Raw genomic sequence first — 15,905 nt, 5'->3', positions numbered from 1 at the left:
CATGAAGATCGCCATCGCCGGCGCATCGGGCCGCATGGGCCGGATGCTGATCGAAACCGTTCTCAACGATTCGGACGCGCAACTCGTCGGCGCGCTCGACCGGCCCGGCGTGCCGCAGCTCGGGCAGGACGCGGGCGCATTCCTCGGCAAAACCACCGGCGTTCTACTGACCGATGACATCGAGCGCGTGTTCGCCGACGCTGACTACCTGATCGACTTCACGCGCCCCGAAGGCACGATGGCGCACCTCGAAGCCGCGCTGCGCCACAACGTGAAGATGATCATCGGCACGACGGGTTTCTCGGACGAGCAGAAGGCGCAGCTCAAGCAGGCGGGCGAGAAGATCGCCGTCGTGTTCGCGCCGAACATGAGTGTGGGCGTGAACGTCACGCTGAAGCTGCTCGATTTCGCCGCGAAGCATTTCGCCCAGGGTTACGACATCGAAGTCATCGAGGCGCATCACCGGCACAAGGTCGACGCGCCGTCGGGCACCGCGCTCGCCATGGGCGAGGTGATCGCCCACGCGCTCGGCCGCGATCTGAAGGACTGTGCCGTGTACGCGCGCGAAGGCGTGACGGGCGAGCGCGATCCGTCTACCATCGGCTTTTCCGCGATTCGCGGCGGCGATATCGTCGGCGATCACACGGTGCTCTTCGCGGGCATCGGCGAGCGCGTCGAGATCACCCACAAGTCGGCGAGCCGTCTGTCCTATGCGCAAGGCGCGCTGCGCGCCGCGCACTTTCTGCAAGGGCACGAAAAGGGCTTCTTCGACATGCAGGACGTTCTCGGCCTGCGCTGATTCATCTTCGTGACAATGGCGGCAACGGGCGTTATCCACTATCTGCAATCCGGCGATGCCGTGACGCACGCGGTCGCGGGCTTGCTGCTCGCGATGTCGCTCGCGAGCTGGTGCTTCCTGCTCGTGAAGGCGTGGATTCTCGCGCGTGCCAAATGGCAGGGGCCGCGTGCGCTGCAACACTTCTGGCAGGCACCGAGTCTGAAAGACGGGATCGGCGCATTGCAGCGCGTCGATCGCGAGCGCGTGTTTCTGCCGCTCGCCGAAGCAGCGTGGCGTGCATCTGAAGCTGAAATGCCGGGCGCGCTGCTCGCCCGCGTGGAGCGCAGTGAACGCGTCCTGCGCGCGCTGCGTCATGCGTTGCTCCGCTCCCAACGCCGACTCGAATTCGGCCAGGTTCTGCTCGCATCGGTGGGCAGCACGGCACCGTTCGTCGGCCTGCTCGGCACCGTGTGGGGCATTTATCACGCGCTGGTCAGCATCGCGTCGAGCGGGCAGGCGATGATCGAAAACGTCGCCGGGCCGGTCGGCGAAGCGCTCATCATGACGGCGTTCGGGCTGGTCGTCGCGATTCCCGCCGTGCTCGCGTACAACGTGCTCGGCCGCTACGTGCGGCAGATTTCCGAGGAGCTCGACGGCTTCGCGCACGATCTGCACGCCTTCGTCTGCGGTCCGACCGAATAGGAGCGCGCGGCGATGGCCTTCGGCGGACTCGACAAGAAATCCAACGGCGCGCCCATGTCGGACATCAACATGACGCCGCTCATCGACGTCATGCTCGTCTTGCTGGTCATCTTCATCATCACGGCGCCGCTTTTCACGCACGCGATCCGGCTGGATCTGCCGAAAGTCGCGTCGCAGCCCGCGCGCGAGACGCCGCAAACCAACACGCTTTCCATCGACGACGCCGGCAAGCTCTTCTGGAACGACACGCCGGTCAGTTTCGAGCAGATGCGCGCGCGCTTCGCCGATGCAGGCAAGGCGGCGCAGAAACCCGAACTGCATTTGCGGGCCTCGAGTGCGACGCGCTACGACGTCATCGCGCAGGTGATGGGCGCGGCGCAGCAGGCGGGGCTGGAACGCATCGGCTTCGTCACGCAGCCGGGGCGGCCGCAGGCACCGGCGCCCGCGAGATAAGCGCGCGAGTTGCCGCGCATCGAACGGTATAATCGCCATTTCCCCGTTCGGCGGGCCTTGCAGAAGCCAGCAGGCCCGAATTCCGACGCCGCGCCGTGTCAGCGATGCCGCAGCGCCTGGACTCGTCGCTCATATCGGTAGCGGCTGGTTCAAAGTCCGTTCCCAGCATTTGCCGAAAGCCAACCACACCATGCACGATAAATACGTACCCGCCGACGTCGAATCCGCCGCGCAGAGCAACTGGCGCGCGAACGACGTCTACCGGACGACCGAGACGTCGGCCAAGCCCAAGTTCTATTGCGTCTCGATGCTGCCGTATCCGTCGGGCAAGCTGCACATGGGGCACGTGCGCAACTACACCATCAACGACGTGATGTACCGTTATCTGCGCATGAACGGTCACAACACATTAATGCCGATGGGCTGGGACGCGTTCGGCATGCCCGCCGAGAACGCGGCGATGGCGAACAACGTGCCGCCGGCGAAGTGGACGTACGAGAACATCGCGTACATGAAGAAGCAAATGCAGTCGATGGGCCTCGCCATCGACTGGTCGCGCGAAGTCGCCACGTGCTCGCCGGATTACTACAAGTGGAATCAGTGGCTGTTCCTGAAGATGCTGGAAAAGGGCATCGCGTACAAGAAGACCGGCACGGTGAACTGGGATCCGGTCGATCAGACCGTGCTCGCGAACGAGCAGGTCATCGACGGGCGCGGCTGGCGCTCGGGCGCGCTCGTCGAAAAGCGCGAAATCCCGATGTACTACCTGCGCATCACCGATTACGCGGATCAACTGCTCGACGATCTCGACGGCCTCGGCTGGCCCGAGCGCGTCAAGATCATGCAGCAGAACTGGATCGGCAAGAGCTTCGGCGTGAATTTCGGCTTCCCGTATGAAATCGACGGCGAAGCGAAGCTGCTGCGCGTCTTCACCACGCGCGCCGACACCATCATGGGCGTCACCTTCGCGGCGGTCGCGGCGGAGCACCCGCTCGCCACGCGCCTCGCGCGCGACAATGCGGACTTGCAGGCGTTCATCGACGAATGCAAGCGCGGCGGCGTCGCGGAAGCCGATGTCGCCACGATGGAAAAGAAGGGCGTGCCCACTGGCTTCTTCGTCACGCATCCGTTGACGGGCGCGCAGGTCGAAGTGTGGATCGGCAATTACGTGCTGATGTCCTACGGCGAAGGCGCGGTGATGGGTGTGCCCGCGCATGATGAACGCGATTTCGCGTTTGCGAAGAAGTACGGCCTGCCCATCAATCAGGTGATCGAAGTCGCTGGCAAGACCTATTCGACCGACGCATGGCAAGAGTGGTACGGCGACAAGACCGCGGGCCGTCTCATCAACAGCGGCAAGTACGACGGCATGACGACCGAGGAAGCGATCGACGCGATCGCCGCCGACCTCAAGGCGAAGGACCTCGGCGACAAGCAGATCACCTGGCGTCTGCGCGACTGGGGCATCTCGCGCCAGCGCTACTGGGGCACGCCGATTCCGATCATCCACTGTCCGAGCTGCGGCGACGTGCCGGTGCCGGAAAAAGATCTGCCCGTCGTGCTGCCGGAAGACCTCGTGCCGGACGGCTCGGGCAATCCGCTCGCGAAGTCGGAAGCCTTCCTGAACTGCACGTGCCCGAAGTGCGGCGCGGCGGCGAAGCGTGAAACCGACACGATGGACACCTTCGTCGATTCGTCCTGGTACTTCTCGCGCTACAGCGCGCCGGACGCTCAGACGATGGTCGACGAGCGCACCGACTACTGGATGCCGATGGACCAGTACATCGGCGGCATCGAGCACGCGATTCTTCACCTGCTGTATTCGCGTTTCTGGACGAAGGTCATGCGCGACATGGGCCTCATCAAGTTCGGCGAGCCCGCGAAGAACCTGCTCACGCAGGGCATGGTGCTGAACGAGACGTTCTATCGCGAAGACGCGGCCGGCAAGAAGACCTGGTACAACCCGCTCGAAGTCACCGTCGAACACGATGACAAGGGCCGTCCGACCGGCGCGACGCTGAACGCTGACGGTCAGCCGGTCGTGCTCGGCGGCGTCGAGAAGATGTCGAAGTCGAAGAACAACGGCGTCGATCCGCAGACGCTGATCGATCAGTACGGCGCGGACACCGCGCGCCTCTTCGTGATGTTCGCGGCGCCGCCGGAGCAGTCGCTCGAATGGTCGGGCGCGGGCGTGGAAGGCGCGAGCCGCTTCCTGCGCCGCGTGTGGCATTTCGCTCACGACAACGCCGAGGCGCTGCGCCAGCACGCGAAGCTCGACGCATCGACGCTCCGCGACGCGGACAAAACGCTGCGCCGTGAAATCTACACCGTGCTCAAGCAGGCCGATTTCGACTACGGCCGCCTGCAGTACAACACGGTGGTTTCCGCGGCGATGAAAATGCTCAACGCGGTCGAAGGCGCGAAGAACGCGGGCGTCGGCGTGCTGAACGAAACCTTCGGCGTGCTCTTGCGCGTGCTGTATCCGGTCGTGCCGCACGTCACGTTCCAGTTGTGGTCGGAGCTCGGCTACGAGAAGGAATTCGGCCCGCTGCTCGATGCGCCCTGGCCGAAGGTCGACGAAGCCGCGCTCGAGCAATCCGAAATCGAGCTCGTGCTGCAAGTGAACGGCAAGGTGCGCGGCGCGTTGACGGTCGCGAAGGATGCATCGCGTGAAGCCATCGAAAAGGCCGCGATCGCGCACGAAATGTTCGCGAAGTTCTCGGAAGGCCGCGCGCCGAAGAAGGTGATCGTGGTGCCGGGGCGTCTCGTCAACGTGGTCGTCTGATGCGCAAAACCAAGGGAGTCGATGTGACCCGGAAAGCCGTCGAGAAAGGCGTAAGCAGGCGTTCGTTCCTCGCGCTCGTGGGCGGCGCGGCCGCGCTGACCGCATGCGGCTTCCAACTGCGCGGCCAGCAGGACTATGCGTTCAAGCGGCTCGCGATCACAGGCGGCACGCCGCAGATGGTCGCGCGCCTCGAGCGCATGGTTCAGGGTGGCAGCGACACGGTGATCGTCAAGCCTTACGAGAAGCCCGACGCGACGCTCAATTTGTCCGAGGGTCAGGGGTTGCGCACGCTGAGCTTGAATGCGCAGGGTGTTGTGCAGGAATACGAGCTTGTCTACAACGTGAACTATTCGCTGATGGGCGCGGATGGCACGCTGCTGATTCCGCCGAGCGCAATCATATTGAATCGTTCGATGACCTATAGCGATCAATACACGCTTGCGAAAAGCCAGGAATCCACGCTGCTTTACAACGACATGCGCAACGACGCCGTGGACCAGTTGACCCGTCGTCTCGCGACAGTGCGTTCGCTGCATCCGGCGCCGGGCGAGCAGACACCGGGCGTCGCGCCGCGCGCGCCGCTGCCGGTGCCGCCGCTCTGAAACGCGGACGCTCGCCAGCATCATGCAACTGAAGCTCGACGCGCTCGAAGCGCACCTCGCGAAAGGCCTGAAGGGGCTGTACGTCGTGTACGGCGACGAGCATCTGCTCGCCCAGGAAGCGTGCGACCGCATCCGGGCCACCGCGCGCGCGGGCGGCTTCACCGACCGCACGGTATTCACTGTCGAGCGCGGTTTCGACTGGAGCGCGCTCATCGGCGCAACCCAGTCGATGTCGCTCTTCGGCGACCGTCAACTGATCGAACTGCGCATTCCGACCGGCAAGCCCGGCAAGGAAGGCGCGGAAGCGCTGAAGGCGATCGCCGGCGCCGATAATCCCGACGTCGTGACGCTCGTTACGCTGCCGCGCCTCGACAGCGCGACGCAGAAGTCGGGCTGGTTCACAGCGTTGCTCGGCGCGGGCGTCGCGCTGAAGATCGATCCGGTCGAACGCGCGCAATTGCCGATGTGGGTCGGCCAGCGGCTCGCGCAGCAAGGGCAGCGCGTCGCACCGGGCGAGGAAGGGCGGCGCGCGCTGTCGTTCATCGCGGAACGGGTGGAAGGCAATCTGCTCGCCGCGCATCAGGAAATCCAGAAGCTCGGGCTGCTCTATCCCGAGGGCGTGCTCACGTTCGAGCAGATCCACGACGCTGTGCTGAACGTCGCGCGCTACGACGTGTTCAAGCTCAACGAAGCGATGCTGACGGGCGATGTCGGCCGTCTCGCGCGCATGCTCGACGGACTGAAGGGCGAAGGCGAAGCCGCCGTGCTCGTGCTCTGGGCGCTCGTCGAGGAAGTGCGCACGCTGTTGCGCATCAAGCGCGGCGTCGCGGCGGGCAAGCCGCTCGCCACGCTCATGCGCGAGAACCGCGTCTGGGGGCCGCGCGAAAGGCTCATCGGCCCGGCGCTCTCGCGCGTGACGGACGACGCGCTGGAAAAGGCGCTGTCGCTCGCGGCGCGGCTGGATCGGCAGGTGAAAGGGCTTTCCGGAGGCACGGGAGCGCGCGGCAGCGAGCCACCGCCAGATCCGTGGGCCGGCATGTTCGAACTCGCGATGGCGGTCGCGCACGGCGGCACGCCGGCGCAGGCTACGCCAGCCCCACGACCGCGCCGCTAGGACGCATCGGTCACACGCTGTTGCAATTTGTGCAACGGCTTAGAATGAAGGCACTGACGCTTCGGCCTTGGAAGCGCTCGAGAAAGCGGATCACGGAAGAGACCCACGATGAACATCGATCAATACATGACCGACCTCGGCCGCCGCGCCCGCACGGCGTCGCGCGCAATGGCGCGGGCGTCGACGGCGGCGAAAAATGCGGCGCTCAACGCCGTGGCGGACGCCATCGAACGCGAGCGCGATGCGCTCAAGGAAGCGAACGCGCGCGACCTCGTGCGGGCGCGGGAGAAGGGCTACGATGCGGCGTTCATCGACCGCCTGACGCTTTCCGACAAGGCGATCAACACGATGGTCGAAGGCTTGCGCCAGGTCGCCGCGCTGGCCGATCCGATCGGCGAAATCAGCGGGCTGAAGTTTCGTCCGAGCGGCATCCAGGTCGGCCAGATGCGCGTGCCGCTCGGCGTGATCGGCATCATCTACGAGTCGCGGCCGAACGTCACGATCGACGCCGCCGCGCTGTGCCTCAAGTCCGGCAACGCCACCATTTTGCGCGGCGGCTCCGAGGCGCTCGAATGCAACACGGCGCTCGCGAAGCTGATTGGCGTCGGGCTGGAAGCAGCGGGCTTGCCGCAGGACGCGGTGCAGGTCGTCGAAACGGCGGATCGCGCGGCGGTCGGCAAGCTCATCACGATGACCGAATTCGTCGACGTGATCGTGCCGCGCGGCGGCAAGAGCCTGATTGCGCGGTTGATGGAAGAATCGCGCGTGCCGATGATCAAGCACCTCGACGGCATCTGCCATGTGTATGTGGACGATCGCGCGGATCTCGACAAGGCGGCAGTCATTTGCGACAACGCGAAGACACATCGTTACGGCACCTGCAACACGATGGAAACGCTGCTCGTCGCGCGCGGCATCGCTCAGCAGGCCTTGCCGCAACTCGCGCGCGCGTATCAGGCGAAAGAAGTCGAACTGCGCGTGGACGGGCAAGCGCGCGCCGTGCTCGAAGCGGCGAAGATCGGCGGCCTCGTCGATGCGACCGACGAAGACTGGAGCACGGAATATCTCGCGCCGGTGCTGGCGATCAAGATCGTCGACGGGCTCGATGAAGCCATCGACCACATCAACACCTACGGCTCGCATCACACCGACGCGATCGTCACCGAAGATCACGACCGCGCGATGCGTTTCCTGCGCGAAGTGGATTCGGCGAGCGTGATGGTGAACGCGTCCACACGCTTCGCCGATGGCTTCGAATTCGGCCTCGGCGCGGAAATCGGCATTTCGAACGACAAGCTGCATGCGCGCGGTCCTGTCGGGCTCGAAGGGCTGACATCGCTCAAGTACGTGGTGCTCGGCCGCGGCGAAGTCCGTCAATAAGCAGGCTCGAACAAGAAGAACGATGCTCTGGATCAAATCGCTGCATATCGTGCTGGTCGCTTCGTGGTTCGCGGGGCTTTTCTATCTGCCGCGCATTTTCGTGAACCTCGCGATGGAAACGGATCCTGCCGCGAGCGCGCGTCTGTTGCTGATGGCGCGCAAGCTGTTTCGGTTCATGACGTTCATCGCGGTGCCGGCGCTCGCGTGCGGGCTGTGGCTGTGGCTCGTCGTCGGGATCGGCGCGGGACAGGGCTGGCTGCACGCGAAGCTGACGATCGTCGTTCTGCTCATCGCCTATCACGCGTATTGCGGGCGCCTGCTGCACACGTTTCAACGCGGCGAAAACAGGCGCTCGGACAAGTGGTATCGAATGTTCAACGAACTGCCGGTGCTTGGGCTGCTCGGCGCGACCTTGCTCGTGGTGATCAAGCCGTTCTGACGGACGCGTGCCCGGCTTTTTGCTTGTTCACCAGATCGAGCACCATTTCGCCGAAGACTTCCGGACGCCCTTCGAAGAATCGCTGCACCACGTTCTTTTCGAGCATGTAGCTGCGCAGCGATTCTCGTTCTTCGTGATTGTTCGCGAGCCTGACCGCCGCTTCGACGTATTCCTCGACCGTATCCGCGACCATCCAGCCGGGCATATAGGTGCGCATGAACATGGCGCCGTCGATCCGCTCGAACACCTCCCGACCGGTCTTGCAGATGCCCGGCAACCCGACCGTGAACGCATCCACGATACCGTTCGTATTGCCGAAGGGGAACGGGCTCAGGAGCATGTGACGAGCGTGAGGGAGCGTGGGCGTCCAGCGCGTCGTTGAGCGGTCAGCTCCGGGTTTGGATCGGTCACTACCGTGCTCGCGAGCGTCCTGCGCACGAGTTTGTTGATGCTTCGTTTGATCGCGTGCCGATGCTCCATTTCGGCATGGGTGCAATGCATGTACAACGCGAACAATTGACTTGTTTCGATGTCGGGGAGATCGCTCTGATCGCCAAGCGCCTTGTCGAGCCAGTCGGGGAGCGCTTCGCGATTGCGATGCGCGTCGGCACTGCCGGAAGATATTTCACCGGCGTTCGCAATGGCAAGATTCAGCGCGGGCACGGCATCCGCGCGAATGCACGCAAAATAATCCAGCGGCAGGCGCGATTCCGCGTTGCATGGAATCCTGAGCCGTCTTGTCGAATCCGAACCGGCAATTGAACCGTTCCATCGTCTGCAATGACGGGAAGGAACCGGCGGGCGACATAATCGGCGTTCTTCTGAACCGCGGCGCCGAGCAAATGCTGGATTAGCGAACGGGAGCCCGCCAGTTGCGAGAACCGCTCATCGGTGAGAGTGAACCTGGTGTGCCCGACGAGCGCAATGATGGCTGTCGCCGTGCGACTCGCAAAACTGTCGAGCGACCGGTTTATGCCGGGACGTGGACATGCATCCGAAGGCGCCATTAAAGTCAGCAGGTCGACGAATGGTCTTTCGGTGAGCAACGCGTGGAGTTCGGAAGCTGCGCAATGGCTTCATCCGGCTTCTCGCCGTAGACGCAGGATTCGAAATGCTCGACGGAAAAGGAACTGCTCATGGGTGCTCCCGGTGAGGGAGTGAGTGATAAACAGCGTAGGCGAACGTTCGCCGCTCTTTGGAGGGCGACGCAGCCTTCGCTGCCTACGTGCCCACCCGCCGCCCTTCGAGCACGTCCTTCGCTTGAGCAAGCTTGTCCGCAAGCGCTGGCCCGCGAGCCAGCGCGAGTCCGACCGCAAGGATGTCGCCGATCGCGAGATGTGACACGCGCGATGTCATTGGCGAAAAAATGTCGGTGTCTTCGTTGACGTTCGCGAACAATCCGACCGTGGCCATGCGCGCGAGCGGCGAATGGCCATGCGTGATCGCAATGACCTTGGCGCCGCCGTTTAACGCCGATTTGCACGCGTCGAGAATGTCTCTCGTGCGCCCGGTGTTGGAAATCGCGACGACGACATCGCCCGCGCCGAGCAGCGCTGCGGAAGTGGTGTACGTATGCGGGTCGGAGTATGCGACAGACGGTACGCCTAATCGAAAAAATTTGTGCTGCATATCGAGCGCGGCAATGCCCGATCCTCCCGCGCCGTAGAACTCGATACGACGCGCTGCGGCGAGAATCGCGATGGCCGCCGCGACGCTGTCTGAAGACAGCGTATTGCGCACGCCGATCAGCGCGCCGATGGTCCGGTCGAGCACCTTGGCGGCGACGCCCGCGGGCGGTTCGTCCGTGCGCACGTCGCGATAAACCGTGGGAACGTCCGCTGCTACGCTTTGTGCGAGGCGGATCTTGAACTCCCGGAAGCCCGAAAAGCCGAGCGCCTGGCAAAACCGTGCGATGGTCGGCTGGCTGACACCGGCGCGCTTCGCGAAGTCGGTCATCGACAGATCGAGCACCTCGCGCGGCGCTTCGAGCACGTAGTCGGCCAACTTGCGCTCGGATGGCCGCAGTTGCTCGCGCTTTGCTTCGACTTGGGACAGCAACATCGGAAATCTCGCCTATGCTGAAAATTGCTTGGGACTATAGCCGATTAGGAGCTTGTACAAATACTACATAAATGCGGAGTCGAATGCCGGGGAAATCCCTGAGGCATTGAACGGGAAGGCGCTTGGCTCGTTTGCAGACGAAAGTCTGCGCTATTTTGTCATTGTCTAGATGTAGTTTTTCTACTAGTATTCGAAACGCGGCTACACGACAAGTCCAAACGCCGCTCCCGCAATGATCAATCCAACCTCAACGGCGGGCGCGCCGGGAGTGAGACGAAGGAGCTTCGATGGTTTCCCTGCATTCGCAACTCAAAAAAGTCACCGATCGCATCATCGAGCGCAGCAAGCCGACGCGCGCGGCGTACCTTGCGCGCATCGACGCCGCACACGGCCTGTTCCCGGCGCGTGGCGCGCTGTCCTGCGCGAACCTGGCGCACGGTTTCGCCGGCCTCGAAGGTGAGGAGAAGATTGCGATCAAGTCGATTCGCCAGCCGAACATCGGCATCGTCTCGTCTTATAACGAGATGCTTTCCGCGCACGCGCCCTACAAGAGCTTCCCGGACATCATCAAGCAGGCCGCGCGCGAGCATGGCGGCATTGCGCAATTCGCGGGCGGCGTGCCCGCCATGTGTGACGGCATTACGCAAGGCAACGCCGGCATGGAACTGTCGCTCTTTTCGCGGGAAGTCATCGCGATGAGCACGGCCGTCGCGCTCACGCACAACATGTTCGACGCGGCACTGTGCCTCGGCGTCTGCGACAAGATCGTGCCGGGACTTGCAATCGGCGCCTTGCAGTTCGGTCATTTGCCGACCATTTTCGTGCCCGCCGGCCCGATGACGAGCGGTCTCACCAACGACGATAAGGCCAAGGTGCGGCAGGAATTCGCCACTGGCAAATGCGACCGCGCCGCGTTGCTGGAAGCGGAGTCGGCGGCGTATCACGGCCACGGCACCTGCACGTTCTACGGCACGGCCAACAGCAACCAGATGCTAATGGAAGTGATGGGCTTGCATCTGCCGAGCGCGGCGTTCGTGCATCCGCACACGCCTCTGCGCGACGCGCTCACGGCGGAAGCCGCGCGTCGCGTGCTCGATATCACGCTCGAGCGGGGCAATTACACGCCGATCGGCCATGTCGTCGACGAAAAGGCAATCGTGAACGGCATCGTCGCGCTGCTGGCAACGGGCGGCTCGACCAATCACACGCTGCATCTCGTGGCGATCGCGCGGGCGGCGGGCATCGTGATCGACTGGAACGATTTCGACGAGTTGTCGCAAGTAGTGCCGCTGCTCGCGAAGATCTATCCGAACGGCAAGGCCGACGTGAATCACTTCCACGCGGCGGGCGGCGTCGCGTTCCTCGTGCGCAATCTGCTCGAAGGCGGACTGCTGCATGAGGACGTGCAGACGGTCGCGGGCAAGGGACTTTCGCACTATACGAAGGAGCCGAAGCTCATCGACGGCAAGCTGCATTGGGTCGACGGCGCGCAGGAAAGTCACGACACCAAGGTGCTGCGCGGCATCGGCGAGCCGTTCCAGCCGGACGGCGGTCTGCGCCTGATGCAGGGCAAGCTCGGGCGCGGCGTCATCAAGATTTCGGCGGTCGCGCCGGAGCATCGTGTCGTGAAGGCGCCGGCCATCGTGTTCAATTCGCAAGAGGAAGTGCAGGAAGCGTTCGACAAAGGCGAGTTGAAGCGCGATTTCGTCGCCGTGGTGCGCTTTCAGGGGGCGCGGGCGAACGGCATGCCCGAGTTGCATCGTTTGACGCCGTTGCTCGGCGTGTTGCAGGATCAAGGCTTCCATGTCGCGCTGGTTACGGACGGGCGCATGTCGGGCGCATCGGGCAAGGTGCCGGCGGTCATTCACGTCTCACCGGAAGCGCTGCTGCAGGGTCCGCTCGGCAAGGTGCGCAACGGCGACACGCTCGTGATCGACGCGCCTGCTGGCGTGCTGGACATCGAGATCGACGCGAACGAGTGGGCCTCGCGGGAAGTCCAGGCGCCGCTGTATCAGGCGGATAACGAAGCAGGATTCGGACGCGAACTGTTCGGCGTATTCCGTAGCGCGGCGTTGCCGGCGGAAGAGGGCGCATCCGTGTTCGGCGCGCTGATTGGCGCGGACGCCGCGCATGACGGGCAGGCGAAAGACGCGGTGTCGTCGCATGAGAGAAATGCGCTTCACGACAACGCGCGCGCCGCGGCATCGGCGCTGAACAAGGCGCACGCGACGCATCATTGAACATCGTAACGACGGGCGAACGGCCCGAACTTCCCGAGAACTTGCGGTCGGCAAAATGGCGCCGCACATAAACCAGGAGTTGCATCAATGAAAACGGTGAGCGAAATCGTGCGTCTGGGACCGGTGATTCCGGTGCTTGCGTTCGATTCTGTGGAACAAGGTGAACATGTGTCGCGCGCGCTGCACGCGGGCGGTGTGAAAGTGCTCGAGATCACGTTGCGTACGGCGGCGGGCATCGGCGCGATCGAGCGCGCCAGCCAATTGGCGGACGATATCGTCGTCGGGGTCGGCACCATCACGAAGCCCGAGCATTGCGCGCAAGCGAAAAAGGCGGGCGCGCAATTCGGCGTGTCGCCGGGACTCACGAAAGACATGCACAAGGCCGCGCAGGACGCAGGGTTGCCGCTGCTGCCGGGTGTCATGACGCCGAGCGACATCATCGCCGCGATGGAGCTGGGCTACGAGATCGTCAAGTTTTTCCCGGCGCAACAGGCGGGCGGCATTCCAATGCTGCAGGCGTTCTATGGACCGTTCCCAAATCTGAAGTTCTGTCCGACGGGCGGCATCACGGCTGAAACGGCGTCCAATTTTCTGGCGCAGCCGAATGTGGTGTGCGTTGGCGGTTCCTGGCTGACGCCGAAGGCTGCGCTTGCCGCGCAGAATTGGGAAGAAGTCACGCGTCTCGCACGTGCCGCGAGCGAGCTGGCGCCGCATAAATAAGCTTTGCATCAAAGGGAACGTCGCGACCGTGTGAACGGTCGTGCGCGCTTTTTTTTGTTTGTGCGTTCCGTGCGCGACCTTACTCCACATCCCCTGCTTGTACGGCGGCTTGCGCATGCCTGGATCGAAGCGATTACCGCGGCCGCGCGCAGCGCGTCATCGGCGCAGTGAATCTGTTCAATCAGGCAAACCTGGATGCTTTCGCAAACCGGTCGATCATTCTTTGCCAGGAAAGCAAGCACGAGGTCGGCGTATGAACAAACAAAGCAAATCCCGCATGCCGGAGCGCATCAACGTCGGCGTTTGGATCCACATCCGGCACTGGGAGCAATCGCTCTGCGAAAACGGCATTTTCCAGAGTTGTCTATATCTCGTTACGGTGCTGATGCGCTCGCCGCGCGTGAAGTCGCCCTACGTGGTGACGGGCGGCTCAATCGAACGTCGCTTTTTTGCGTTTGAATTAGCCTGCGCTTCGAGCGTGCAAAACGTGCGGCTTATTCACGTTTCCCTCAACAGCAATTCCCCGGCCAAACGCGTCGCTTACAAGTAAAATTCCGGTGCCCAGCGCCCTGTGTGCGCTTGCCGGACATTGCCCCTGTGTGCAGTGCAGCGACGGCAAACGCATACATAGCGCAAACCTCACCAAAATCAAGGAGGCGTTATGCCAGCCGTCCACGGGAGCATGTTGCTGCTCTACGCGGTGATCGCAATCGCGGTTCTGATCCTGATGATCGCCCGCTACAAGGTTTACCCGTTCCTCGTTCTCATGATCGTGTCGGTATTGCTGGCCCTTGCGGTCGGCATGCCGATGGACAAAATCGTGAAGTCGTTCGAAACCGGCAACGGCAACACGCTCGGCCACATTGCCGTCGTCGTCGGTCTTGGCACGATGCTCGGCAAGATGATGGCCGAATCGGGCGGCGCCGAGCGCATCGCCAATACGCTGATCAATCTGTTCGGCGAAAAGAACATCCACTGGGCGATGATGGTCGTTGCGATCATCGTCGGCTTGCCGGTGTTCTTCGAAGTGGGCTTCGTGCTGCTGATTCCGATCGCGTTCAACGTCGCGAGACGCACTGGCAAATCGCTGCTGCTGATCGGCCTGCCCATGGTCGCGGGCCTCTCGGTCGTGCACGGTCTGATTCCGCCGCACCCGGCTGCGCTGCTTGCTGTGCAGGCCTATCACGCGGATATCGGCAAGACGATAGCTTACGGACTGCTCGTCGGCGTGCCGACGGCGATCGTCGCGGGTCCGTTGTTCGCGCTAATGATCCACAAGTACATCAAGCTGCCGGATGCCAACGCGCTCGCCGACCAGTTCACTCAAAAGCATGGTGACACCGAGAAAAACCGCGATCTGCCGAGCTTCGGCATCACGCTGTTCACCATCTTGCTGCCGGTCATTCTGATGCTGATCGGAAGCTGGGCAGATCTGGTCTTCGCGCCGAAGACGTTGCCGAACGATTTGCTGCGCTTTATCGGCCAGTCGGATATGGCGCTTCTGATCGCCGTGCTGGTCAGCTTTTGGACCTTCGGCGCCAAGCAGGGCTTCAACCGCGACCAGATTCAGAAGTTCTGCGGCGAATGTCTTGCGCCAATCGCGGGCATTACGCTGATCGTCGGCGCCGGTGGCGGTTTCGGCCAGGTTCTGCGCGACAGCGGCATCTCCCAGCAAATCGTCGCGACGGCATCGCAGGCGAGCCTGTCGCCGCTCTTGCTCGGCTGGTTCGTCGCTGCGCTGATTCGTCTTGCGACAGGCTCGGCAACGGTCGCGATGACGACTGCCTGCGGCATCGTCGCGCCGATCGCGGCCGCGGCGGGTGGGCATACGAGCCCCGAATTGCTGGTGCTCGCCACCGGCTCGGGCTCGCTGATCTTCTCGCATGTGAACGATGGCGGCTTCTGGCTGATCAAAGAGTATTTCGGGATGACGGTCGGACAAACGTTCAAGACCTGGTCGCTGCTCGAAACCATCATTTCCTTGATGGGACTCGGTTTGACCTTCGCGCTTGCGACGGTCGTGTAAGGAGACTTCGATGATTCTGATCGCGATGGGCGTGTCGGGCGCCGGCAAGTCACTGATCGGCGAAATGCTGGCGGAGCGGCTGCACTGCACCTTCACCGACGGCGACGCGTTCCACAGCGCCGCGAACAAGGAGAAGATGCACAAAGGCATTCCTCTGACCGACGAGGACCGCTGGCCGTGGCTGAAGACCATTCGTGCCGCGATCGAGGAAAAGCAGCGCGCCGGCGAGACGGCGGTCTTTACGTGCTCGTCGCTGAAACGCTCGTATCGCGACATCCTGCGCGACGGCGACCGCGACGTGTGCTTCGTCTATCTGCACGGCACGATGGAAGTGCTTCGCGAGCGTCTGGGCTCGCGCACTGGACACTTCTTCGATCCGTCGTTGTTGCAGAGCCAGCTGGACACGCTGGAAGAACCGGGCGAAGAGGAGGCGATCACGGAAAGCATCGAGCTGACGCCCGAGCAGATCGTCGATAACGTGCTTGAAAAATTGAAGACGCGTAAATGACAAAAAAAGCCCCGGAAGTTTTGAACTGACCCCGCAAAGTTGGACAGGTTTGGGCTAAGGCCGTGAGGGCTGAGTTCTGTACATTACAGGACTCAGC

At 63.0% G+C, this 15,905-nt stretch carries 17 protein-coding genes; 13 read left to right on the top strand and 4 right to left on the bottom strand.

Annotation, left to right across the window (positions count from 1 at the left end):
• The first annotated feature begins 1 nt into the window (after nucleotide 1).
• From dapB to NCT32_RS11475, 8 genes are all read left to right on the top strand, one after another.
• Nucleotides 2–799 (top strand): 4-hydroxy-tetrahydrodipicolinate reductase, encoded by a 798-nt coding sequence (gene dapB / locus NCT32_RS11510; RefSeq protein WP_250490313.1) that lies wholly within the window; start codon nucleotides 2–4, stop codon nucleotides 797–799.
• 15 nt (nucleotides 800–814) lie between these two features.
• Entirely contained in the window at nucleotides 815–1,480 is a 666-nt protein-coding gene (locus NCT32_RS11505) for a MotA/TolQ/ExbB proton channel family protein (RefSeq protein ID WP_061121314.1), read from the top strand.
• 12 nt (nucleotides 1,481–1,492) lie between these two features.
• Nucleotides 1,493–1,933, top strand: coding sequence for a biopolymer transporter ExbD (locus tag NCT32_RS11500; protein WP_250490312.1), 441 nt, complete (start codon nucleotides 1,493–1,495; stop codon nucleotides 1,931–1,933).
• Between the two features lie 190 nt (nucleotides 1,934–2,123).
• A complete protein-coding gene (leuS, locus tag NCT32_RS11495; RefSeq protein ID WP_250477075.1) occupies nucleotides 2,124–4,718 on the top strand; it encodes a leucine--tRNA ligase in 2,595 nt (864 codons plus the stop codon).
• Entirely contained in the window at nucleotides 4,718–5,320 is a 603-nt protein-coding gene (gene lptE / locus NCT32_RS11490) for an LPS assembly lipoprotein LptE (RefSeq protein ID WP_250490311.1), read from the top strand. Before leuS ends, lptE begins: the two co-directional genes overlap by 1 nt.
• 22 nt (nucleotides 5,321–5,342) lie before the next feature.
• A complete protein-coding gene (gene holA / locus NCT32_RS11485) occupies nucleotides 5,343–6,434 on the top strand; it encodes a DNA polymerase III subunit delta (protein WP_061121310.1) in 1,092 nt (363 codons plus the stop codon).
• Between the two features lie 108 nt (nucleotides 6,435–6,542).
• A complete protein-coding gene (locus NCT32_RS11480; RefSeq protein WP_250490310.1) occupies nucleotides 6,543–7,814 on the top strand; it encodes a glutamate-5-semialdehyde dehydrogenase in 1,272 nt (423 codons plus the stop codon).
• Nucleotides 7,815–7,836: 22 nt separating this feature from the next.
• A complete protein-coding gene (locus tag NCT32_RS11475) occupies nucleotides 7,837–8,253 on the top strand; it encodes a CopD family protein (RefSeq protein ID WP_061121308.1) in 417 nt (138 codons plus the stop codon).
• On the opposite strand, the gene NCT32_RS11470 is transcribed toward NCT32_RS11475, so the two are convergent.
• From NCT32_RS11470 to NCT32_RS11460, 4 genes are all read right to left on the bottom strand, one after another.
• The gene (locus NCT32_RS11470) at nucleotides 8,240–8,593 is read right to left on the bottom strand and encodes a hypothetical protein (protein WP_250490309.1); all 354 of its coding nucleotides are present in this window, start codon (nucleotides 8,591–8,593) and stop codon (nucleotides 8,240–8,242) included. The genes NCT32_RS11475 and NCT32_RS11470 overlap by 14 nt on opposite strands.
• Nucleotides 8,584–8,916, bottom strand: a complete 333-nt coding sequence (locus NCT32_RS37585) for a hypothetical protein (protein ID WP_061121306.1) — start codon at nucleotides 8,914–8,916, stop codon at nucleotides 8,584–8,586. The genes NCT32_RS11470 and NCT32_RS37585 overlap by 10 nt, the downstream gene beginning before the upstream one ends.
• A complete protein-coding gene (locus tag NCT32_RS37580; RefSeq protein WP_409241532.1) occupies nucleotides 8,904–9,299 on the bottom strand; it encodes a hypothetical protein in 396 nt (131 codons plus the stop codon). Before NCT32_RS37580 ends, NCT32_RS37585 begins: the two co-directional genes overlap by 13 nt.
• A gap of 175 nt (nucleotides 9,300–9,474) precedes the next feature.
• Nucleotides 9,475–10,314, bottom strand: a complete 840-nt coding sequence (locus NCT32_RS11460) for a MurR/RpiR family transcriptional regulator (RefSeq protein ID WP_061121305.1) — start codon at nucleotides 10,312–10,314, stop codon at nucleotides 9,475–9,477.
• A 287-nt stretch (nucleotides 10,315–10,601) separates the two neighbouring features.
• Here NCT32_RS11460 and edd point away from each other — a divergent pair, with 287 nt between their 5' ends.
• The 5 genes from edd (at nucleotide 10,602) to NCT32_RS11435 (ending at nucleotide 15,808) form a co-directional block, all read left to right on the top strand.
• The gene (edd, locus tag NCT32_RS11455) at nucleotides 10,602–12,554 is read left to right on the top strand and encodes a phosphogluconate dehydratase (protein ID WP_250490308.1); all 1,953 of its coding nucleotides are present in this window, start codon (nucleotides 10,602–10,604) and stop codon (nucleotides 12,552–12,554) included.
• Between the two features lie 87 nt (nucleotides 12,555–12,641).
• Entirely contained in the window at nucleotides 12,642–13,274 is a 633-nt protein-coding gene (eda, locus tag NCT32_RS11450) for a bifunctional 4-hydroxy-2-oxoglutarate aldolase/2-dehydro-3-deoxy-phosphogluconate aldolase (protein WP_061121303.1), read from the top strand.
• Nucleotides 13,275–13,527: 253 nt separating this feature from the next.
• On the top strand, nucleotides 13,528–13,824 hold the full coding sequence (locus NCT32_RS11445; protein ID WP_250490307.1) for a DUF2827 family protein: 297 nt from the start codon (nucleotides 13,528–13,530) through the stop codon (nucleotides 13,822–13,824).
• Nucleotides 13,825–13,935: 111 nt separating this feature from the next.
• A complete protein-coding gene (locus NCT32_RS11440) occupies nucleotides 13,936–15,300 on the top strand; it encodes a GntP family permease (protein WP_061121302.1) in 1,365 nt (454 codons plus the stop codon).
• A 10-nt stretch (nucleotides 15,301–15,310) separates the two neighbouring features.
• On the top strand, nucleotides 15,311–15,808 hold the full coding sequence (locus NCT32_RS11435) for a gluconokinase (RefSeq protein WP_061121301.1): 498 nt from the start codon (nucleotides 15,311–15,313) through the stop codon (nucleotides 15,806–15,808).
• Nucleotides 15,809–15,905: the final 97 nt, after the last annotated feature.

Origin of the sequence: Caballeronia sp. INML2 (genome assembly GCF_023631365.1) — a bacterium.
GTDB classification, from domain to species: Bacteria; Pseudomonadota; Gammaproteobacteria; order Burkholderiales; family Burkholderiaceae; genus Caballeronia; species Caballeronia turbans.
The sequence above is the reverse complement of the archived record's forward strand: the minus strand, read 5'-3'. Positions and strand labels throughout refer to the sequence as shown.